Raw genomic sequence first — 20,488 nt, 5'->3', positions numbered from 1 at the left:
CTCACACGCTCGCACGCAGCGACTCGGCGAGCTCACCGAGGGGGACGGCGACCTGCTCGCCGGTGGCCATCGTCTTGACCTGGGCGACGCCCCCGGCCAGGTCGCGCTCCCCCACCACGACCACGCGCGCGGCGCCGGAGCGGTCGGCGGCCTTCATGGCGCCCTTGAGCCCGCGGCCGCCGTAGACGGTGTCGGTGGCGACGCCGGCGGCGCGCAGCTGCCCGACGAGCCGGACGGCGAACCGCTTGGCCTCCTCGCCCAGGTGCACGACGAACACGTCGGTGCCGCCGGTGACCGGGATGTCCAGGCCCTCGGCCTGCGCGGCCAGGATCGTGCGGTCGACGCCGACGGCGTAGCCGATGCCGGACAGGTCGGGCCCGCCCAGCGCGGCCGACAGCCCGTCGTAGCGCCCGCCGCCGCCGATGCTGGCCTGGGCGCCGAGGCCGCGGTGCACGAACTCGAACGTGGTCTTCGTGTAGTAGTCCAGCCCGCGGACCAGCCGGGGCGCCTCGACCCAGGTGACCCCGAGGTCGGACAGGTGCTGCCGGACGGCGTCGTAGTGCGCCCTGGTCCCCTCGGACAGGTGGTCGACCATCAGCGGGGCGTCGGCCAGCTGGGCCTGGACCTCGGGCCGCTTGTCGTCCAGCACCCGCAGCGGGTTGATCGCGGCCCGCCGCCGGGTGTCCTCGTCGAGGTCGAGGCCGGCCAGGAACTGCACCAGCAGCTCGCGGTACTGCGGCCGGCAGGTGGCGTCGCCCAGCGAGGTCAGCTGCAGGTCGTAGTCGGTGAGGCCCAGCCCGCGGAAACCGGCGTCGGCCAGGGCCACCAGCTCGGCGTCCAGGGCGGGGTCGTCGACGCCGAGGGCCTCGACGCTGACCTGGGTGAAGTGCCGGTAGCGGCCGGCCTGGGGCCGCTCGTAGCGGAACGCCGACCCGACGGTCCACAGCTTGGCCGGCAGCGGCCCGGCGTAGAGCCGGTGCTCGATGAAGGCGCGCATGACGCCGGCGGTGAACTCCGGGCGCAGGGTCAGCGAGCGACCGCCGCGGTCGTCGAAGGTGTACATCTCCTTCGACACGACGTCGGTGGACTCGCCCACGCCGCGGGAGAACACCGCGGTCTCCTCGAACACCGGGGTCTCGACGTAGCCGTAGCCGGCGGTCAGCAGCGGGGCGACCAGGGCGTCGCGGGCGGCGAGGTAGGCCGCGGAGTCCGGGGGCAGCCGGTCGAAGGTGCCCTTGGGGGCGCGCTGGATGTCGCTCACAGCCCGCGCCCCTTGGGCGCCCGGGCCGCCTCGGCCAGGTAGGGGTTGGTGGCCCGCTCCCGCCCGATCGTGGTGGCCGGGCCGTGGCCGGGGAGGACGACGGTGGCGTCCTCCAGCGGCAGGACGACGTCGCGCAGCGAGCCGAGCATCGCCTCCCAGGACCCGCCGGGCAGGTCGACCCGGCCGACGGAACCGGCGAACAGCACGTCGCCGGCCAGCAGCCCCGGGGAGTCGTCGAGGTCGAGGGCGAACATCACCGACCCCTGGGTGTGGCCGGGGGCGTGCCGCACGGTGAGGTCGACACCGGCCAGCGACAGGGTGGCGCCGTCGTCGAGCGCGAGCACGTCGGCCGGGTCGGGCAGCGCGACGCCGGTGATCAGCGGGGCCAGCTGCGGCCCGTGCCACCGGGCCGGGTCGGCGAGCATCCCGGAGTCGGCCGGGTGCAGGTAGGCGGGGATGTCGTAGCCGTCGCAGACCGGCAGCACGGAGAAGGTGTGGTCCAGGTGCCCGTGGGTGAGGACGACGGCGACCGGCTTGAGGCCGTCGTCGGCCAGCATCTGCGCGAGCGGCTCGACGGCGTCCATGCCGGGGTCGACGACGACGCACTCGGCGCGCGGACCGGTGGCCACCGCGTAGCAGTTGGTGCCGAACGCGCCGGCGGGGAACGAGCGGATGAGCACCCGAGCAGGGTACGTGGCACCCCCGACACGACCGGCGTCCCGATCGGCGTCCCAGCAGGTGGCCGGGGTGGCCTGCCTAGACTCCGCAGCCGTGGTCAGCAACAAGCAGCGCCGTCAGTCCGCCCAGCGCCACCTGCAGCGCCAGCTGGAGCGGCGTGCCGCGCAGCAGCGCAAGCGCCGCCGCAACCTGCTCATCGGGGTCACCGTGGCCGCCGTCGTCGTGGTCGTGGGCGCCGCGCTGCTGATCACCGGGCTGGGCGGGGACGACGCACCGGCCGCGGACGCCTCGGCGTCGTCGTCGAGCTCGGCCGCCGCCCCCACCGCCGGCCCGGGCGCCGAGCGGGCCGGCCAGACCACCACCGCCGGGGCGTGCACCTACACCTACGACGCGCAGGGCAGCTCCGGCCCCACCGCCGTGGACGCGCCCTCGGGCGACCTCCCGACCGGGCAGCAGGCCGAGACCATCGCGACCAGCGCCGGCGACGTCCCGGTCACCCTCGACTTCTCCGGCCCCGGCGCCTGCGCGGCCGAGAGCTTCGCGTCGCTGGCCGCGCAGGGCTACTTCGACAACACCCCCTGCCACCGGCTGACCACCTCCGACGGCCTGAAGGTGCTGCAGTGCGGCGACCCGTCGGGCACCGGCTCGGGCGGCCCGGGCTACACGTTCCCGACCGCGACGTCGGGCAGCGAGACCTACGGCCGCGGCGTCCTGGCGATGGCCAACAGCGGCCAGGGCACCGACGGCAGCCAGTTCTTCCTGGTCTACGGCGACAGCCAGCTCCCCCCGAGCTACACCGTCTTCGGCACGGTCGGCGACGCGGGCCTGGGCGTGCTGGACACCGTCGCCGCGGCCGGCGTGGCCGACGGCAGCCAGGACGGCGCCCCCGCCACCCCGGTGACCATCACCGCCGTCACGCCTGCGGCCTGAGCACATCGCGGTCCTCCGGACCGCACCGCGGCCAACGGCCGTCCCCCCGCTGCGACGAGCGCCGCTGCTCCCGCCTCGGGGTGACGGCACTCGTCCCTCGGCCGCCACCCGTCGGCGGGAAGGGCTGACCGCGTTCGTCGGGGGACCCTCCGGGCCCCCGCTCCTCACGCGGTGACGCGCTCCACGTCGAAGACGCCGTCGACGTTGCGCACGGTCTGCAGCACCGCGCCCAGGTGGGCGGGGTCGGCCAGCTCGAAGGTGAAGCGGCTGACCGCGACCCGGTCGCGGCTGGTCTGCACCGACGCGGACAGGATGTTGACCCGCTCGTCGGCCAGGGCCTTGGTGACGTCGGAGAGCAGCCGGTGCCGGTCGAGGGCCTCGACCTGGATCGCCACCAGGAACACCGCGCCGGGCTGCGCCGCCCAGGCCACCTCGACCAGCCGCTCGGGCTTGCGCTGCAGGTCCGCGGCGTTGGTGCAGTCGGTGCGGTGCACGCTCACCCCGCCGCCGCGGGTGACGAAGCCCAGGATGTCGTCGCCGGGCACCGGCGTGCAGCACTTGGCGAGCTTCGCCCACACGTCGGTCATGTCGGTGACGACGATGCCGGGGTCGCCGCTGGCGGTGCGGGCGACGGAGCGGCGGGCCGGGATGGCGGTCTCGGCGATGTCCTCGGTGGCGCCCTCGGACCCGCCGAGGGCGACCAGCAGCTTCTCCACGACCGAGGAGGCCGAGACGCGGTTCTCCCCCACCGCGGCGTAGAGCGCGCTGACGTCGGGGTGGTGCAGGTCGGCCGCCAGGGTGGCCAGCGCCTCGCCGCCCATCAGGCGCTGCAGCGGCAGGCCGGCCTTGCGCATGGCCTTGGTGAGCGCGTCCTTGCCCGCCTCGACGGCGTCCTCGCGGCGCTCCTTGGTGAACCACTGCCGGATCTTGGTGCGGGCCCGGGAGGACCCGACGAACTCCAGCCAGTCGCGGCTGGGCCCGGCGGTCGGGGACTTGGAGGTGAAGACCTCCACGGTGTCGCCGTTGGACAGCGTGGAGTCCAGCGACACCAGCGAGCCGTTCACCCGGGCGCCGATGCAGCGGTAGCCGACCTCGGTGTGCACGGCGAAGGCGAAGTCGACCGGGGTGGAGTTCTCCGGCAGGCTCATCACGTCGCCCTTGGGCGTGAAGACGAAGACCTCCTGCGGACCGAGGTCGTAGCGCAGCGTCTCCAGGAACTCCCCGGGCTCCTGCGCCTCGCGCTGCCAGTCCAGCAGCTGGCGCAGCCAGAGCATGTCGTCGCCGGCGGTGCCCGGACGCGGTCCGGCGGCCACCCCGCCCCGGGCCTTCTCCTTGTACTTCCAGTGCGCGGCGATGCCGTACTCGGCGGTGCGGTGCATGTCGTGCGTGCGGATCTGCAGCTCGACGGGCTTGCCCTGCGGGCCGATCACCGTGGTGTGCAGCGACTGGTACATGTTGAACTTCGGCATCGCCACGAAGTCCTTGAAGCGGCCGGGGACCGGCTGCCAGTGGGCGTGCATGATGCCCAGCGCCGCGTAGCAGTCGCGCACCGAGTCGACCAGGATGCGGATGCCGACCAGGTCCCAGATGTCGGTGAAGTCGCGGCCGCGGACGATCATCTTCTGGTAGATCGAGTAGTAGTGCTTGGGCCGGCCGGTGACCGTGGCCTCGACCTTGGCGCCCTTGAGCTGCTCGGTGACCGCGCTGGTGACCTCGGCCAGGTAGGTGTCGCGCGAGGGCGCGCGCTCGGCGACCAGCCGCACGATCTCGTCGTACCGCTTGGGGTACAGCGTGGCGAACGCGAGGTCCTCGAGCTCCCACTTGATGGTGTTCATGCCCAGCCGGTGGGCCAGCGGGGCGAGGATCTCCAGCGTCTCGCGGGCCTTCTTCTCCTGCTTCTCCGGCGGGAGGAAGCGCAGCGTGCGCATGTTGTGCAGCCGGTCGGCGAGCTTGATGACCAGCACGCGGGGGTCGCGGGCCATCGCCACGATCATCTTGCGGATCGTCTCGGCCTGGGCGCCGTCCCCGAACTGGACCTTGTCGATCTTGGTCACGCCGTCGACGAGGTGGGCGACCTCGGGCCCGAAGTCCGCGACGATGGAGTCCAGGGACACCCCGGTGTCCTCGACGGTGTCGTGCAGCAGCGCGGCCACCAGCGTGGTGGTGTCCATGCCCAGGCCGGCCAGCACCGTGGCCACGGCCAGCGGGTGGGTGATGTAGGGGTCGCCGGACTTCCGCTTCTGCGCCGCGTGCGCGTTCTCCGCGACGTCGTAGGCCCGCTGCAGCAGGGCGAGGTCGGCCTTGGGGTGGCTCTGCCGGTGCAGCGCGGCCAGGGGCTCCAGGACCGGGCGGACGACGGTGGAGCGCTGGCCCGCGACGATCCGGCGGGCCAGCCGGTCCACGACCCGGCGGCGGCGCACCGGGTCCAGGGCGGGGGTGCCGCCCTCGCCGGCGGGGTCGGCCGCGGGTGCGGGCGGGGCGGCCGCGGTCTGCAGCGCGGGCCGCTCGGGCAGGGCCACCCGCGCGGAGTCCTGCCGCGGCTCCCGGGGCTGACCCTGCTGGGTGACCTGATGCGGGTCCGGGACCTGGTCCGGGACGGCGGCCGGCTGCTGGGCAGCGCGGGGGGCCACCACCTCGGATGCCATGGCCACTCCTGTCGTCCGACCGGCCGGGACCCCGACCATGCTAGCCACGCGCCGGGACGGGTGGACCGCTCGGGAGGGTGAGCTGCGTCAGGTGGTCCAGAGCGCGTGCACGCTGTGCGGGGCGAGCGCCTCGCGGCCGCCCAGCGCCGGCAGCTCCACGACCACGGCGACGGCGCTGACCACCGCCCCCAGCTGCTCGACCAGGCCCACCGCGGCGCCCAGGGTGCCGCCGGTGGCCAGCACGTCGTCCACGAGCAGCACCCGCTGGCCCTTGTGCAGGGAGTCGGTGTGCAGCTCCAGGGTGGCGGTGCCGTACTCCAGGGCGTAGTCGGCGCTGATCCGCTCGCGCGGCAGCTTGCCGGCCTTGCGCACCGGGACGACGCCGGTGCCCGCGGCCAGCGCGACGGCGGCGGCGAGCAGGAACCCGCGGGCCTCCACCCCGACGACGACGTCGAAGCCCGGGTCATCCTGCCCCGACCGCAGCGCCGCGACCCGCGGGTCGGTGCGGGCCGGTGCGGCCAGGCCGTCGACGACCCGGCGGAACGCCTCGGCGTCGGCGAAGACCGGGGTCAGGTCGCGGAAGACCACGCCCGGCTCGGGGAAGTCGGGGACGTCGACCGCGATGGAGGCGATCAGCTCGTCGAGCGGGAGCTCGGCCGCGGTCACCTCTTCTTCCCGCCGCGGGGCCGCTGCGGGCGGGCGCCGGGCCGGGGCGGGGTGACCGTGCGGGTGACCGAGTCCGGGGACTCGACCTGGTCGACGGCCTCGGGCCGCTCGGGCAGCTCGTCGTGCTCGGCGACCGCGACGGCCGACGGGGCCCGCCGGGCGCGGCGCGCGCTGGCGACCGGACCCGCGGGCACGCCGGTGCGGGCGGCCCGGGCCTCGGCGGCGCGGCGGGCGAGCACCCGCTTGCGCAGCGCCTGCACCCCGGGCTCGCGGGCCTTGAGGTCGGCCAGGATCGGGGTGGCCAGGAAGATCGAGCTGTAGGTGCCCGCGGCCAGGCCGACGGTGAGCACCAGCGCGAGGTCCTGCAGGGTCCCGACGCCGAGCAGGCCGACGCCGACCACCAGCAGGCCGAGCACCGGCAGCAGCGCGATGACCGAGGTGTTGATCGACCGCATCAGGGTCTGGTTGACCGCCAGGTTGGCCGCCTCGCCCCAGGTCATCCGGGCGCCCTTCTCCAGGTCCTTGACGTTCTCGTCGACCTTGTCGAAGACGACGACGGTGTCGTAGAGGCTGAACCCGAGGATGGTGAGGAACCCGATGACGGTGGACGGGGTGACCTCGAAGCCGACCAGGGAGTAGATGCCGGCGGTCAGCACGATGTCGTGCACGAGCGCCGCGATCGCACCGACCGCCATCTTGGGCTGGAACCGGATGGCCAGGAACACCACGACGGCCGCCAGGAAGACGACCAGCGCGATGAGCGCCTGGTCGGTGATGTCCCGGCCCCAGTCGGCGCTGACCGCCTCCGGGCTGACCTGGCCGGGGTCGACCCCGGCGGCGTCGGCGATCGCCGAGACGACGGCGGTCTCGCCGGCGTTGTCCAGCGCGCCGGTGCGCAGCAGCACGGTGTCGCCGCCGACCACCTGCACGGTGGAGACGTCGGCGCCCGCGGACTCGGCGGCCTCGCGGATCGTGCTCAGCTGCTCGGTGCCACCGGGCAGCCGGAAGCTGTTGCCGCCCTCGAAGTCGATGCCGAAGTTGAACCCGCGGAAGACCATCGAGGCGATGCAGACCAGCATCACCACGGCGGTGACCTTGTACCAGAACCGGCTGCGGCCCACGACGTCCAGACCGGCCTCGCCGTTGTAGAGCCGGTGGGCCAGCGACGCCCGCCGCCGCGGCGCGGCCGGCTCGGCGCCGTCCTCGGTCGGCAGACCCGCCTCGGCCAGCGCGTCGTCGTCGGCGTCGGCCGCGGCGTCCGCGCGGACCTCCGCGTCGCTCTCCTCGAGCAGCTCGTCGTCGGTGCGGCCCTCGCGGGGGGTGCCGGTCATCGGTCGCTCCTGTCGCTGCTGGTGCCCGCGGCCACGGTCGGGCGCTGGCCCGGCCGGGGCGCGGTGGCGGCGCGGCGGGTCACGTCGACGGACCCCAGGCCGGAGAACCGGTTGGTGCCGAAGCTCCTGAACCGGCTGAGCACCGCCATGAGCGGGTGGGTGAAGAGGAAGACGACGATCAGGTCGAGCACCGTGGACAGACCCAGGGTGAACGCGAAGCCCTTCACGTCGCCGATCGCCAGCACGTAGAGGATCGCTGCGGCCAGGAAGCTGACCGCGTCGGCCGAGAGGATGGTGCGGCGGGCGCGCACCCAGGCGCGGGGCACCGCACTGCGCAGCGTGCGGCCCTCGCGGATCTCGTCCTTGAGCCGTTCGAAGTACACGACGAACGAGTCGGCCGTGATGCCGATGCTGACGATGAACCCGGCGATGCCGGCCAGGCTCAGGGTGAAGCCGATCTCCCGGCCCAGCAGCACCAGGCTGGCGTAGACCACGACCGCCGACAGCACGAGGCTGGCGATCATGACCAGGCCGAGCAGCCGGTAGTAGAGCAGGGCGTACAGGAAGACCAGCGCGATGCCGATCGCGCCGGCGATCAGCCCGGCCTGCAGCTGCTCGGCGCCCAGCTCGGTGGTGATGGTCTGGGCGGTGGCCTGGGTGAAGGTCAGCGGCAGGGCGCCGTACTCCAGCTGGTTGGCCAGCGTCTGGGCGTCGGTCTGGGTGAAGTTGCCGGTGATCTGCGTGCTGCCGCCGGTGATGGCGCTCTGCACGGTGGGGGCGGAGACCACCCGGCCATCCAGCACGATCGCCACCGCGCTGCCGGCCTGCGCCGCCTGGGCGGTGTAGGTCGCCCAGGTGGAGGAGGCCTGGGAGTTGAAGTCGACGGTGACGATCCACTCGCCGGTCTGCGGCGTGGTGCCGGCGCTGGCCGAGGTGATGTCGGTGCCCTCGATGACGGCGGGGCCCAGCAGGTACTTGGCGGTGCCGTCCTCGGAGCAGGCGGCCAGGTAGGAGTCCGGCAGGTCGACGTCGGCGGCACCGGTCTGGTCGGTGGAGCAGACCAGGCTCGCGTACTCGGCCGTCGCCTGCTCCTGGGTCACCGCGGTCGGCGCGGCGCCGTCGGAGGCCGTGGCGCCGCCGGAGGCCGTGGCGCCGCCCGAGGTGGGCGCGGCACCGCTGGTGGGGGCGGCGTCCGTGGTCGGGGCAGCCGGCGTCGTGGTGTCCTCGGCGGCCAGCGAGTCCGGGGCCGGGGCCGAGGTGGCGGCGGGGTCGCTGGTCGGCGCCGCGCCGTCGGTCGGCGACGCCGGGGCGGCCGTGTCGCCGGGGGCGGTGGTGGGCGCGCTGCCGTCGGTGGGCGCGCTGCCGTCGGTCGGCGTCGCGGACGGCGTGGCCGACGGGTCGGCCGGGGTGGCGGCCTCGGGGCCCTGCAGCACCGGGCGGAAGCGCAGCTGGGCGGTCTGGCCGAGCTCGCGGGCCTGGTCGCCGTCGTCACCGGGGACGGAGATGATGATGTTCGAGTTGCCCTCGGTGACCACCTCGGCCTCGGCGACGCCGAGGCCGTTGACCCGCTGCTCGATGATCTGCCGCGCCAGCTCCAGGTCCTCGCGGCTGGGCGTGCCGCCGCCGGGCACCTGCGCCGTCAGCGTCACCGTGGTGCCGCCCTGCAGGTCCAGGCCCAGCTGCGGGGTGCGCTGCGAGCCGGTGAAGAAGATGAGGCCGTACATGACGGCCACGATCAGGACGAACGCCGCGAAGTAGCGCGACGCGCGGAGCTGGCGGGCAGCCACGTCAGGCCCTGCGCTCGGTCGGGTCGCCGTCGCCGTCGACCAGCCCGGTGCGCTCGTCGCGCGGCGGGACGACCTCGCCGGCCTGCGCGTCGAGGACCGCGCCGTCGGGCGTGCGGACCTCCATCACGGCCGGGCGGGCGAAGGTGGCGACGACGCCGGGGGCGATCTCGATGTCGACGGTGCCCTCGCCGAAGCCGGCCACCGTGCCGTGCAGGCCGCTGGTCAGCATGACCGGGGTGCCGACGCTCAGGGACTCCTGCAGCTTCTGGGCGTTGGCGGCCATCTTCTTGCGCTGCCGGGCCGGCAGCACGATGAGCAGCGCGAACGCCAGCACCAGCAGGATGAGCGGGAAGAACTGCTCCACGGTTGTCGTGCCTCTCCACCGCGCCCGGTCCGGCGCGGTTGTGCGACCACCGGGGGCGGCCGCTCGGGGGAACTCAGGGCTGCGGCGCACCCGTGGGCGCGACCGGCGCAGGGCGCGCGCCACCCAGGGGTGGGCGCACCAGCGCCGTGCAGTCTAGGCGTCGAACAGGGTGGGGGGTGCAGGCTGGTCGCCGGGCGCGCCCTGCGGGATGCCCCCGCGCAGCCACACGCCTTCGGGGACCGGCAGACCGAGGTGGGCCCAGGCGGCCTCGGTGGCGACCCGGCCGCGGGGGGTGCGCGCGAGCAGCCCGGCCCGCACGAGGAAGGGCTCGCAGACCTCCTCGACGGTGTGCGGCTCCTCCCCCACGGCCACGGCCAGCGTCGCGACGCCCACCGGCCCGCCGTTGAACTTGACCACCAGGGCGTGCAGCACCTCGCGGTCCAGCCGGTCCAGGCCGAGCTCGTCGACGTCGTAGAGGGCCAGCGCGGCGCGGGCCACCGGCTGGGTGATCCGGCCGTCGGCGCGCACCTCGGCGTAGTCGCGGACCCGGCGCAGCAGCCGGTTGGCGATGCGCGGGGTGCCGCGGGAGCGCCCGGCGATCTCGGCCGACCCGTCCTCGTCGATGGCCACCCCGAGCAGGTCGGCGCTGCGGCGCAGCACCGACTGCAGGTCGGCGGTCGAGTAGAACTCCATCTGCCCGACGAACCCGAACCGGTCGCGCAGCGGCCCGGTCAGCAGGCCGGCGCGGGTGGTGGCGCCGACCAGGGTGAACGGCGAGATCTCCAGCGGGATGGCGGTGGCCCCCGGACCCTTGCCGACGACGACGTCGACCCGGAAGTCCTCCATCGCCATGTACAGCAGTTCCTCGGCGGGCCGGGCGATGCGGTGGATCTCGTCGATGAACAGGACGTCGCCCTCGCCGAGGTTGGACAGCATCGCCGCCAGGTCGCCCGACCGCTCGATCGCCGGCCCCGAGGTGATCTTGACGGAGGTGCCCAGCTCGCTGCCGATGATCAGCGCCAGCGAGGTCTTGCCCAGCCCGGGCGGACCCGAGAGCAGCACGTGGTCCGGCGGCCGGCCGCGGCGCTTGGCGCCCTCCAGGACCAGGTCCAGCTGCCGGGCGACCTTGGGCTGGCCGACGAACTCGGCCAGCGAGTGCGGCCGCAGCGCCGACTCGACGACCCGTTCCTCGTCCCCGGCCCACGGGGAGGCGTCGGACTCCGTCACGACCGGCCCAGCAGGCGCAGGGCCTGGCGCAGCAGCACGGCGATGTCGACCGACCCGGTGGCGGCGATCTGCTCGTCGACGACCGGGGCCAGCTGGGCGAGGGCACCCTCGGCCTCGCGCACGGTCCAGCCCAGGCCGACCAGCGCGGTGGTCAGCTGGTCCCGCCACGGCGCGACGGGTGCGACGGCGGCCGAGCCGGTGGCACCGGCGGCGGCCGCCACGGCGTCCAGGCTCACGTCGCCGGTCGGGGCGCCGAGGCGGTCGCGCAGCTCGAGCACGAGCCGCTCGGCGCCCTTCTTGCCGATGCCGGGCACCTGCATGAGCGCCTTGAGGTCACCGGTGGCCACCGCGCGGCGCACATCGCGGGGCGGGTGGATGGCCAGCACGGCCTGCGCCAGGCGCGGGCCGACGCCGTTGGCGGTCTGCAGCAGCTCGAACAGCTGCCGCTCGTCGTCGTCGGCGAACCCGTAGAGGGTCAGGGAGTCCTCGCGGACGACCAGGCTGGTGGCCAGCCGGGCGGTCTCCCCCACCTGCAGCCGCGCGATGGTCCCGGGCGTGCACTGCACGGCCAGGCCGATCCCCCCGACCTCGACCACCGCGCCGTCGGGGCTGACCGCGGCCACCCGCCCGGCGACGCTGGCGATCACCGACCGCTCCCGATGCCCTGCCAGCGGCCCGGCCGCACGGCCGAGCGGGTGGCCACCGACAGCGGCGCCGCCCCGACGCCGGCACCGGCGGCCAGCGCGGCGACCCGCAGCCGGTCCTGGGTGGGCCCGCGCCACACGTGGCAGACCGCCAGCGCGAGGGCGTCCGCGGCGTCCGCGGGCTTGGGCGGGGTGGAGAGCCCCAGCACCCGGGTGACCATCAGCGTGACCTGCTCCTTGTCGGCGCGGCCGCTGCCGGAGATGGCGGCCTTGACCTCGCTCGGGGTGTGCCAGTGCACCGGCCGGCTGGCCTGCGCGGCGGCCAGCGCGGCGACGCCGGCGGCCTGCGCGGTACCGGTCGCCGTCCCCTTGTTGTTCTGCTGGAAGACCCGCTCGATCGCCACCACGTCGGGCCGGTGCTCGCGGACCAGGGCGGTGACGGCGGTGTGCAGCTCGAGCAGCCGCAGCTCCAGGGCCAGGGTGTGGTCGCTGCGGACCACCCCGACGCCGACCGCGGTGGGCCGGGCACCGGGGCGCCCGTCGACGACACCCCACCCGCACCGGGTCAACCCCGGGTCGATCCCGAGCACGCGCACCGACAACCCCTCACTGTGCGAACAGACGTTCGACAGCCTAGGCGTCGATGGTCTCCATGACCTCGTCCGACACGTCGTAGTTGGCGTAGACGTTCTGCACGTCGTCGCAGTCCTCGAGCGCGTCGATCAGCTTGAACACCTTGGCCGCGGCGTCGGCGTCGAGCTCGACCTGGACGCTGGGCACGAAGCCGGCCTCGGCGGAGTCGTAGTCGATGCCGGCGTCCTGCAGCGCGGTGCGGACGGCGACCAGGTCGGTCGGCTCGCAGACGACCTCGAAGGTGTCGCCGAGGTCGCGGACCTCCTCGGCGCCGGCGTCCAGGACGGCGAGCATGACGTCGTCCTCGGTGGTGCCGGTCGAGGGGACGACGATGACGCCCTTGCGGCTGAACAGGTAGGACACCGAGCCCGGGTCGGCCATGGACCCGCCGTTGCGGGTCATGGCGGTGCGGACCTCCATGGCCGAGCGGTTCTTGTTGTCGGTGAGGCACTCGATGAGCACCGCGACCCCGGCGGCGGCGTAGCCCTCGTAGGTGATCGTCGAGTACTCGACGCCGCCGGCCTCCAGGCCCGCGCCGCGCTTGACCGCGCGGTCGATGTTGTCGTTGGGCACCGAGGACTTCTTGGCCCGCTGGACGGCGTCGTACAGCGTCGGGTTGCCGTTGACGTCACCGCCACCGGTGCGGGCGGCGACCTCGATGTTCTTGATCAGCTTGGCGAAGAGCTTGCCCCGCTTGGCGTCGATGCCCGCCTTCTTGTGCTTGGTCGTCGCCCATTTGGAGTGGCCGCTCATGGTGTCTCCTCGCTCGCTGGTCGTCGTCCGCCGGGCCGCTCGCGCACCGTCACCGCAGGAGGTCCACGAAGAACCGGTGCATGCGGGTGTCGCCGGTGAGCTCCGGGTGGAAGCTGGTGGCGACCACGTCGCCCTGGCGGACCGCGACGATCCTACCGTCGGCCGGCCCGCCCGAGACCCGGCCGAGGACCTGCACCCCCGGCCCGGTCTCCTCCACCCACGGCGCGCGGATGAAGACCGCGTGCACCGGGCCGCCGGGCAGGCCCGCGACCTCGACCTCGGACTCGAAGCTGTCGACCTGCCGGCCGAAGGCGTTGCGCCGCACGACGACGTCCAGGCCGCCGATGGTCTGCTGGTCGGCGGGGGCGTCCAGCAGCCGGTTGGCGAGCAGGATCATGCCCGCGCAGGAGCCGTAGGCCGGCAGCCCGCCGCGCACCGCGGCGCGCAGCGGCCCCAGCAGGCCCCACCGGTCGGCCAGCTTGGCGATGGTCGTGGACTCCCCGCCGGGCAGCACCAGGCCGTCGACCCCGGCCAGCTCCTCGGGTCGCCGGACGGCGACCGTGCGCGCACCCTGCTGCTCGAGGACGGCGCGGTGCTCCCGGACGTCGCCCTGCAGCGCGAGGACCCCGACGAGCGGGGCGCTCACCACCCGCGGGAGCTGTACTTCTGGTCGGCCGGCAGGGTGTCGACGTTCAGGCCGACCATGGCCTCGCCCAGCCCGCGGCTGACCTTGGCGATGACCGCCGGGTCGTCGTGGAACGTGGTGGCCTGCACGATCGCGGCGGCGCGCTGCGCGGGGTCGCCGGACTTGAAGATGCCCGAGCCGACGAACACGCCCTCGGCACCCAGCTGCATCATCATCGCCGCGTCGGCCGGGGTCGCGATGCCGCCGGCCGTGAACAGCACGACGGGGAGCTTGCCGGTGCGGGCCACCTCGGCCACCAGCTCGTAGGGCGCCTGCAGCTCCTTGGCCGCCACGAAGAGCTCGGTCTCGTCCATCGTGGTCAGCGCGCGGATGCCCGAGCGCAGCGACCGCATGTGCCGGGTGGCCTCGACCACGTTGCCGGTGCCGGCCTCGCCCTTGGACCGGATCATCGCCGCGCCCTCGGCGATCCGGCGCAGCGCCTCGCCCAGGTGGGTCGCGCCGCACACGAAGGGCACCGTGAAGTCGGTCTTGACGATGTGGTGGGCCTCGTCGGCCGGGGTGAGCACCTCGGACTCGTCGATGTAGTCCACCCCGAGGGACTGCAGCACCTGCGCCTCGACGAAGTGGCCGATGCGGGCCTTGGCCATCACCGGGATGGAGACCGCGTCGATGATCCCCTGGATCATGTCCGGGTCGCTCATCCGGGCGATGCCGCCCTGGGCGCGGATGTCGGCGGGCACCCGCTCCAGCGCCATGACGGCGACCGCGCCGGCGTCCTCGGCGATGCGCGCCTGCGCGGCGTCGACGACGTCCATGATGACGCCGCCCTTGAGCTGCTCGGCCATGCCGCGCTTCACGCGGTCGGTGCCGGTGCTGGGGGGGACGGGGGTCTCGGACACGGTGCGCCTCACGGGTTCGACTTCGGTTGCGGTCGACCCATCGTAGGAGCGCGTCAGGCGCGGCCGACGGGCCCGGTGCCCACCACGGCGTCCAGGCCGTCGTCGATGTCGAAGAACCGCGGCAGCGGCCGGCGCGCGTGCAGCCGCAGCGTGCGCGGCCCGGGGCGCCGGCGCAGGGCGCGGGTGTCGCGGACGGCGTCGTTGTAGAACCGCCGGGCCAGCCCCACCCGCCAGCCGGCGTCGTCCAGCTCGGGTGCCCGCAGCGGGTCCGGCAGCTCGCGCACCAGCCGGCCCAGGGCGTTCTCGGCCACCTCCCGGTCCCCGCCGGAGGGCCGGCGGGCGTCGGCGACGGCACCGGCCAGCGCGTCCGCGCGCAGCGCCCCCAGGTCCTCCGCGTGCTCGCGGGCGACGGCGTCGGCGAGCTCGGCCCGGCGGGTCAGCGCACCCTCGAGCGCCTCCCACGCGCGGTCGACCCGGCCCTCCAGCCGGCGCAGCCGGGCGAGGGTGAACACCGCCCAGGCCAGCAGCAGGACGAGCACGACGCCGACCGCCAGCAGCACCCAGCCCGTCGACGTCACCCGGGGGACGCTACCGGCGCGCGGTCAGGACCGGCGCAGCCAACGCGGCAGGAACCCCTCCGTCCGGGTGGGGACCGGCTCGACCGGCAGCGGGTCCTCGTCGGCCCCGTGCGCGGTGACCTCGCCGCCCCCGGCCGGGACCACGGTCTCGTAGACGGCCACCACCTGCGCGGCCAGCGTCGCCCAGTCGAAGTCCCGTGCGCGCTCGCGGCCGGCCGCGGTGAGCTCCGCGCGCCGGTCGGGGTCGCCGAGCAGGTCGACCAGCACCCGGGCCAGCGCGGTGGCGTCGCCGCGGCGGACCAGCACGCCCGCCGTGCCGTCGGCCAGCACCCGGGCGAAGGCGTCGAGGTCCGCGGCGACCACCGGCGCGCCGGCGGCCATGGCCTCGACCAGCACGACGCCGAAGCTCTCGCCCATCAGGTTGGGCGCGCAGTACACGTCGACGGTGCGCAGGAAGGCGGCCTTCTCGTCCTCGGCGAGCTCGCCGAGCAGCACGACGGCGGGTTCCAGGTCGGGGCCGACCAGGGCGCGCAGCTCGTCGGGGTCGCCGCGGCCGGCCACCAGCAGCCGGGCACCGGGGAGCTCGCGGACCACGGTGCGCATCGCCTCCAGCAGCACCGGCAGACCCTTGCGCGGTTCGTCGTAGCGGCCCAGGAAGCCCACCGTCGGCCCGTCGTGCTCGGCGGCGGGCAGCCGGGGGCCCGCGGCGAAGGCGGCGACCTGCACGCCGTTGGGGATGACCACCGCGTCGCCGCCCAGGTGCTCGACCTGCAGCCGGCGGGCGAAGTCCGACACCGCGATGCGGCCGGCGATCCGCTCCAGCCACGGCCGGACCACCGGGCCCCAGGCGGCCAGCCACTTCGAGCGCACGGACGCCGCGTGGAAGGTGGCCACGATCGGGCCGTCGGCGATCATGCAGACCAGCAGCGCCACCGACGGCGGCGCCGGCTCGTGCACGTGCACCACGTCGAAGTGGCCCTCGCGCAGCCAGCGGCGGGTGCGCGCGGCGGACAGCACGCCGAACTGCCAGCTGGCCATCGACCCGTTGTAGGGGATCGGGATGGCCCGGCCGGCCCAGGTGGCCCCGGCCGGCAGCGACTCCTCCTGCTCGGCCGGGGTGAGGACGTCGACCTCGTGGCCCATCCCGCGCAGCGTCCCGGCGAGGTCCCGCACGTGGTACTGCACGCCGCCGGGGACGTCCCAGTTGTAGGGGCAGACCAGCCCGACCCTCACGCCCCGCTCCCCCGCTGCGGGTCGGGCGGGACGTCGGCCCAGATCCGGCCGAGCTGGTGCCAGTCGACCGGCCGGGCGGCGATGCTGACCGCGAAGGCGTCGGCGACGCCCTGCATGCCGGCGTGCACCCGGTCCCGCAGCCGGCCCGCACCGTGGACGTCGACCTCGGGGTGCACCGTGTGCCGCCAGCCGGAGCCGTCGAAGTGGGAGACCGCGGGCAGGAGGGCCGCACCGCTGCGCGCGGCCAGCAGCGCCGGGCCGCCGGGCATCGTGGTGGCCCGGCCGAAGAAGGTGACCGGGATGCCCGAGGCCGACAGGTCGCGGTCGACGAGCAGGCAGGCCGAGCGGCCGGCGGCCAGCCACTCCGACAGCACCGCGGAGCTGGGCCGCGCCCCGCCGGTCAGCGGGACGACCCGGAACCCGAGGGACTCCCGGTAGGCCAGGAAGCGCTCGTACAGCGCCTCGGGCCGCAGCCGCTCCGCCACGGTCATGAACGGCCCGCCGAGCCAGTCCACGAACCAGACACCGGCGGCGTCCCAGTTGCCGCTGTGCGGCAGCGCGAGGACCGCCGGCCGGCCGGCGGCCCGGGCCGCCTCCAGGTGCTCGGCACCGACCAGGGTGGTGCCCGCGAGCAGCCGCGGGACGCCGAGGGTGGGCAGCCGGAAGGCCTCCAGCCAGTACCGGGCGTAGGACCGGACGGCGTCGGTGGTCAGCGCGTCGAGGGCGTCGCCGGACAGGCCGGTCACCACCCGCAGGTTGGCGCGCAGCTGGCGGGTGCCGCGCCCGTCCCGGCCGGCGGCCCAGGCGCCGGCCCGGTCGAAGGCGGTGGCGGCCACCGGCTCGGGCAGGGCCTTGACCGCGCCCCAGCCCGCGGCGTAGCCGGCGTCGACCAGCCGGTCGCGCAGGCCGGCCAGCTGCAGCCCGCTCACGGCAGCGTGCGGCCCTGCGACTGCCGGTGGACCTCGACGAAGCGCTGGCCCACCGTGACGGTGCTGCCGACCAGCAGGACCCACAGGCACACCTGCAGCGCGTACGGGATGCCGATGCCGGTGAAGCCGGTGCCCACCAGCACCAGGATCAGCCGCTCGGTGCGCTCGACCAGGCCGACGTCGCAGGTCAGGCCCATGCCCTCGGCGCGCGCCTTGACGTAGGAGGTGAGCACACCGAGCACCAGGCAGGTCAGCGCCAGCCACACCACCATCCGGTTGTCGCCGGCGCCGGAGAACCACCAGGCGAGGGCGGCGAAGATGGCCGCGTCGGCGGCGCGGTCCCCGGTGGAGTCCAGCACCGCGCCGAAGACCGACCCGCCGCCGCGGGCGCGGGCCAGCGCGCCGTCGAGCATGTCCAGCAGCACGAACAGGGTGACCGCGACCGCGCCCCACCACAGCCAGCCGTTGCCGATGAGGAACACCGCCGAGGCGACCGCGCCCACCGTGCCCAGCAGGGTGACCGTGTCGGCCGTGACGCCGGCCCGCAGCAGGGTGCGGACGACGGGGGCCCAGACGCGGGCGACCGCCGGCCGCAGGTTGACCCCGAGCATCAGCCGGCGTCCCCCGTCGGGGCGGGTGCGGGCCAGGCGTCGGCGAGCAGCCCGCGGGTGTCGGTGAGCACCTGGGGCAGCACCCGGGTGAGCCCGAGCACCGGCATGAAGTTGGTGTCCCCGCCCCACCGGGGGACGGCGTGCTGGTGCAGGTGGTCGGCGATGCCGGCCCCGGCCACCGACCCCTGGTTCATCCCCACGTTGAACCCGTGCGCGCCGCTGACCTGCCGCACCACCCGCATCGCGGTCTGGGTGAACGCACCGAGCTCGGCGACCTCGGCCCCGGTCAGGTCGGTGTAGTCGGCGACGTGCCGGTAGGGCACGACCATCAGGTGACCGGCGTTGTACGGGAACTTGTTGAGCACCGCGAACACCAGCTCGCCGCGGGCCACCACGAGCCCTTCCTCGTCGCCCATCGCCGGGATGAGGCAGAACGGGCAGTCGTGGTCGCCGGTGGGCTTGCCCTCGCCCTGGATGTAGGCCATCCGGTAGGGGGTCCACAGCTGCTCGAAGACCGTCGTCGGCCCGCCTGCGTCGGGGTTCACGCGGTGCTCTCGTCGGGGAGCTCCGCGGCGGGGTCGTCGTTGCGCCGGTCGGCGACCCACGCGGCGACCGCCTCGACCGCCTCGGCCACGGGGACGCCGTTGCGCTGGCTGCCGTCGCGGTAGCGGAAGGACACCGCCCCGGCCTCGGCGTCGGTGGCCCCGGCGATGAGCACGAAGGGCACCTTCTGCTTGGACGCGGTGCGGATCTTCTTCTGCATCCGGTCGTCGGAGTCGTCGACCTCCACCCGGATGCCGCGGGCCCGCAGCTGCCGGGCGACGTCGGTCAGGTAGGGCACCTGCTCGTCGGTGATCGGGATGCCGAGCACCTGCACCGGGGCCAGCCAGGCGGGGAACGCGCCGGCGTAGTGCTCGGTGAGGACGCCGAAGAACCGCTCGATGGAGCCGAACTTCGCCGAGTGGATCATCACCGGCTGCTGGCGGGTGCCGTCGGCGGCGCTGTACTCCAGGCCGAAGCGGGCCGGCTGGTTGAAGTCGTACTGGATGGTCGACATCTGCCAGGTGCGCCCGATCGCGTCGCGGGCCTGCACGGAGATCTTCGGCCCGTAGAAGGCCGCGCCGCCAGGGTCGGGCACCAGCTCCAGGCCGGTCTCCTTCGCCGCGTCCTCCAGTACCCGGGTGGCGACGTCCCACTCCTCGTCGGAGCCGATGAACTTCTCGGAGTCACCCCGCGTCGACAGCTCCAGGTAGTAGTCGTCGAGCCCGAAGTCCTTGAGGAGGCCGAGCACGAAGGCCAGCAGGTGGCGGATCTCCCCCGGCGCGCCCTCGGGCGTCACGTAGGAGTGCGAGTCGTCCTGGGTCAGCCCGCGCACCCGGGTCAGGCCGTGCACCACGCCGGACTTCTCGTACCGGTACACCGACCCGAACTCGAAGAACCGCAGCGGCAGCTCGCGGTAGGACCGCCCGCGCGACCGGAAGATCAGGTTGTGCATCGGGCAGTTCATGGCCTTGAGGTAGTACTTCGAGTTCTCCAGGTCCATGGCCGGGAACATGGTGTCCTCGTAGTACGGCAGGTGGCCCGAGGTCTCGAACAGCCCGCCCTTGGAGATGTGCGGGCTGCCGACGTAGGAGAAGCCCTCCTCGATGTGCCGGCGGCGGACGTAGTCCTCCATCTCGCGCTTGACCACCCCGCCCCTGGGGTGGAACACGGCCAGGCCGGAGCCGATCTCGTCGGGGAAGCTGAACAGGTCCAGCTCGACGCCCAGCCGGCGGTGGTCGCGGCGCTCGGCCTCGGCCAGGTGGTCCTGGTAGGCCTTGAGCGCGTCCCTGGACTCCCACGCGGTGCCGTACACCCGCTGCAGCTGCGGGTTCTTCTCGTTGCCGCGCCAGTAGGCCGCGGCCACCCGGGTGAGCGCGAAGGCCGGGATGGCGCTGGTGCGGGGCAGGTGCGGGCCGCGGCACAGGTCGGTCCAGACCCGCTCCCTCGACCTCGGGTCGAGGTTGTCGTACATGGTCAGCTGGGCGCCGCCGACCTCGACGTCGGCCCCCTCCGCGGCGTCACCGGCACCGCCCTTGAGCCCGATCAGCTCCAGCTTGTAGGGCTCGTGGGCGAGCTCGACCCGGGCGTCGTCGTCGGAGATCTCGCGGCGGGCGAAGAACTGGCCCTCCCGGACGATGGCCTGCATCCGCATCTCGATGGCCTGCAGGTCCTCGGGCGTGAACGGCTTCTCGGGGTCGACGTCGTAGTAGAAGCCGTCGCTGACCGGCGGGCCGATGCCCAGCCGGGTGCCCGGGAACAGGTCCTGCACGGCCTGGGCGAGCACGTGGGCGGCCGAGTGCCGGATGACCGCGCGGCCGTCGGGGCTGGACGCCGCGACCGGCTCCACCTCGGTGTCGGCGTCGGGCACCCACGCCAGGTCCTTCAGCTCGCCGTCCACCCGGACCACGACGGCCGCGTCGGCCCCCTTGAGGGGCACCCCGGCGTCCTTGAGCGCCTGGGTCGCCGTGGTGCCGGCGGGCACCAGGACGGCGGCGGTGGGCGCTTGCGGCACGGCTGGCACGGCGGGGCTCCTCGGGAGGTGCGGGGACGGGCGCCGGACGGGGTCGACCGGCACCCGCGAGAGTACGGCCCGGGGGTGACGCGCTCCCCCGCATTCCACCCCGTCGGCGG

20 protein-coding genes are annotated in these 20,488 nt (G+C 74.6%); 1 reads left to right on the top strand and 19 read right to left on the bottom strand.

Going from position 1 to position 20,488, the window contains the following annotated elements; genetic code table 11:
* Position 1: 1 nt before the first annotated feature.
* Positions 2 to 1,261, bottom strand: a complete 1,260-nt coding sequence (gene hisS, locus BLT39_RS14600) for a histidine--tRNA ligase (protein ID WP_091064565.1) — start codon at positions 1,259 to 1,261, stop codon at positions 2 to 4.
* On the bottom strand, positions 1,258 to 1,941 hold the full coding sequence (locus tag BLT39_RS14595; RefSeq protein ID WP_091064562.1) for an MBL fold metallo-hydrolase: 684 nt from the start codon (positions 1,939 to 1,941) through the stop codon (positions 1,258 to 1,260). Before BLT39_RS14595 ends, hisS begins: the two co-directional genes overlap by 4 nt.
* A 91-nt stretch (positions 1,942 to 2,032) precedes the next feature.
* Here BLT39_RS14595 and BLT39_RS14590 point away from each other — a divergent pair, with 91 nt between their 5' ends.
* On the top strand, positions 2,033 to 2,869 hold the full coding sequence (locus tag BLT39_RS14590; RefSeq protein ID WP_091064559.1) for a peptidylprolyl isomerase: 837 nt from the start codon (positions 2,033 to 2,035) through the stop codon (positions 2,867 to 2,869).
* A 164-nt stretch (positions 2,870 to 3,033) separates the two neighbouring features.
* Here BLT39_RS14590 and BLT39_RS14585 read toward each other — a convergent pair whose 3' ends face one another.
* The 17 genes from BLT39_RS14585 to thrS form a co-directional block, all read right to left on the bottom strand.
* Positions 3,034 to 5,514: a RelA/SpoT family protein gene (locus BLT39_RS14585; RefSeq protein ID WP_091064556.1), complete on the bottom strand. Its 2,481-nt coding sequence runs from the start codon at positions 5,512 to 5,514 to the stop codon at positions 3,034 to 3,036.
* Between the two features lie 87 nt (positions 5,515 to 5,601).
* A complete protein-coding gene (locus tag BLT39_RS14580) occupies positions 5,602 to 6,180 on the bottom strand; it encodes an adenine phosphoribosyltransferase (RefSeq protein ID WP_109502162.1) in 579 nt (192 codons plus the stop codon).
* Positions 6,177 to 7,511, bottom strand: a complete 1,335-nt coding sequence (secF, locus tag BLT39_RS14575) for a protein translocase subunit SecF (RefSeq protein WP_091064551.1) — start codon at positions 7,509 to 7,511, stop codon at positions 6,177 to 6,179. Before secF ends, BLT39_RS14580 begins: the two co-directional genes overlap by 4 nt.
* Positions 7,508 to 9,298, bottom strand: a complete 1,791-nt coding sequence (gene secD, locus BLT39_RS14570) for a protein translocase subunit SecD (RefSeq protein WP_242658421.1) — start codon at positions 9,296 to 9,298, stop codon at positions 7,508 to 7,510. Before secD ends, secF begins: the two co-directional genes overlap by 4 nt.
* Before the next feature lies 1 nt (position 9,299).
* On the bottom strand, positions 9,300 to 9,662 hold the full coding sequence (yajC, locus tag BLT39_RS14565) for a preprotein translocase subunit YajC (protein ID WP_091064548.1): 363 nt from the start codon (positions 9,660 to 9,662) through the stop codon (positions 9,300 to 9,302).
* A 153-nt stretch (positions 9,663 to 9,815) separates the two neighbouring features.
* Positions 9,816 to 10,889, bottom strand: coding sequence for a Holliday junction branch migration DNA helicase RuvB (gene ruvB, locus BLT39_RS14560; RefSeq protein ID WP_091064544.1), 1,074 nt, complete (start codon positions 10,887 to 10,889; stop codon positions 9,816 to 9,818).
* Complete coding sequence (gene ruvA, locus BLT39_RS14555) at positions 10,886 to 11,536, bottom strand: Holliday junction branch migration protein RuvA (RefSeq protein WP_091064539.1); 651 nt, start codon at positions 11,534 to 11,536, stop codon at positions 10,886 to 10,888. Before ruvA ends, ruvB begins: the two co-directional genes overlap by 4 nt.
* Positions 11,533 to 12,129, bottom strand: a complete 597-nt coding sequence (gene ruvC / locus BLT39_RS14550; RefSeq protein ID WP_091064534.1) for a crossover junction endodeoxyribonuclease RuvC — start codon at positions 12,127 to 12,129, stop codon at positions 11,533 to 11,535. The genes ruvA and ruvC overlap by 4 nt, the downstream gene beginning before the upstream one ends.
* A 37-nt stretch (positions 12,130 to 12,166) precedes the next feature.
* Positions 12,167 to 12,919: a YebC/PmpR family DNA-binding transcriptional regulator gene (locus BLT39_RS14545; RefSeq protein ID WP_091064530.1), complete on the bottom strand. Its 753-nt coding sequence runs from the start codon at positions 12,917 to 12,919 to the stop codon at positions 12,167 to 12,169.
* A 49-nt stretch (positions 12,920 to 12,968) separates the two neighbouring features.
* Entirely contained in the window at positions 12,969 to 13,565 is a 597-nt protein-coding gene (gene pdxT, locus BLT39_RS14540) for a pyridoxal 5'-phosphate synthase glutaminase subunit PdxT (RefSeq protein WP_091065197.1), read from the bottom strand.
* On the bottom strand, positions 13,562 to 14,476 hold the full coding sequence (gene pdxS / locus BLT39_RS14535) for a pyridoxal 5'-phosphate synthase lyase subunit PdxS (protein ID WP_341349867.1): 915 nt from the start codon (positions 14,474 to 14,476) through the stop codon (positions 13,562 to 13,564). Before pdxS ends, pdxT begins: the two co-directional genes overlap by 4 nt.
* 41 nt (positions 14,477 to 14,517) lie before the next feature.
* Complete coding sequence (locus tag BLT39_RS14530; RefSeq protein ID WP_091064523.1) at positions 14,518 to 15,042, bottom strand: LemA family protein; 525 nt, start codon at positions 15,040 to 15,042, stop codon at positions 14,518 to 14,520.
* 24 nt (positions 15,043 to 15,066) lie between these two features.
* Entirely contained in the window at positions 15,067 to 16,275 is a 1,209-nt protein-coding gene (locus BLT39_RS14525; RefSeq protein ID WP_091064519.1) for a glycosyltransferase family 4 protein, read from the bottom strand.
* A complete protein-coding gene (locus BLT39_RS14520; protein WP_091064515.1) occupies positions 16,272 to 17,204 on the bottom strand; it encodes a phosphatidylinositol mannoside acyltransferase in 933 nt (310 codons plus the stop codon). Before BLT39_RS14520 ends, BLT39_RS14525 begins: the two co-directional genes overlap by 4 nt.
* Complete coding sequence (pgsA, locus tag BLT39_RS14515; RefSeq protein ID WP_091064512.1) at positions 17,201 to 17,815, bottom strand: phosphatidylinositol phosphate synthase; 615 nt, start codon at positions 17,813 to 17,815, stop codon at positions 17,201 to 17,203. The genes BLT39_RS14520 and pgsA overlap by 4 nt, the downstream gene beginning before the upstream one ends.
* Positions 17,815 to 18,360: an HIT family protein gene (locus BLT39_RS14510; RefSeq protein ID WP_242658420.1), complete on the bottom strand. Its 546-nt coding sequence runs from the start codon at positions 18,358 to 18,360 to the stop codon at positions 17,815 to 17,817. Before BLT39_RS14510 ends, pgsA begins: the two co-directional genes overlap by 1 nt.
* A complete protein-coding gene (thrS, locus tag BLT39_RS14505) occupies positions 18,357 to 20,378 on the bottom strand; it encodes a threonine--tRNA ligase (RefSeq protein WP_091064509.1) in 2,022 nt (673 codons plus the stop codon). Before thrS ends, BLT39_RS14510 begins: the two co-directional genes overlap by 4 nt.
* Positions 20,379 to 20,488 lie beyond the last annotated feature (110 nt).

This window comes from Klenkia brasiliensis (assembly GCF_900100695.1).
In the GTDB taxonomy this organism is placed as follows: Bacteria; Actinomycetota; Actinomycetes; order Mycobacteriales; family Geodermatophilaceae; genus Klenkia; species Klenkia brasiliensis.
The sequence above is the reverse complement of the archived record's forward strand: the minus strand, read 5'-3'. Positions and strand labels throughout refer to the sequence as shown.

Coding starts and splice junctions, on each gene's coding strand:
- secF (WP_091064551.1), bottom strand. CDS start 7,511: ATGACCGGCACCCCCCGCGAGGGCCGCACCGACGACGAGCTGCTCGAG.
- BLT39_RS14545 (WP_091064530.1), bottom strand. CDS start 12,919: ATGAGCGGCCACTCCAAATGGGCGACGACCAAGCACAAGAAGGCGGGC.
- pgsA (WP_091064512.1), bottom strand. CDS start 17,815: ATGCTCGGGGTCAACCTGCGGCCGGCGGTCGCCCGCGTCTGGGCCCCC.
- BLT39_RS14585 (WP_091064556.1), bottom strand. CDS start 5,514: ATGGCATCCGAGGTGGTGGCCCCCCGCGCTGCCCAGCAGCCGGCCGCC.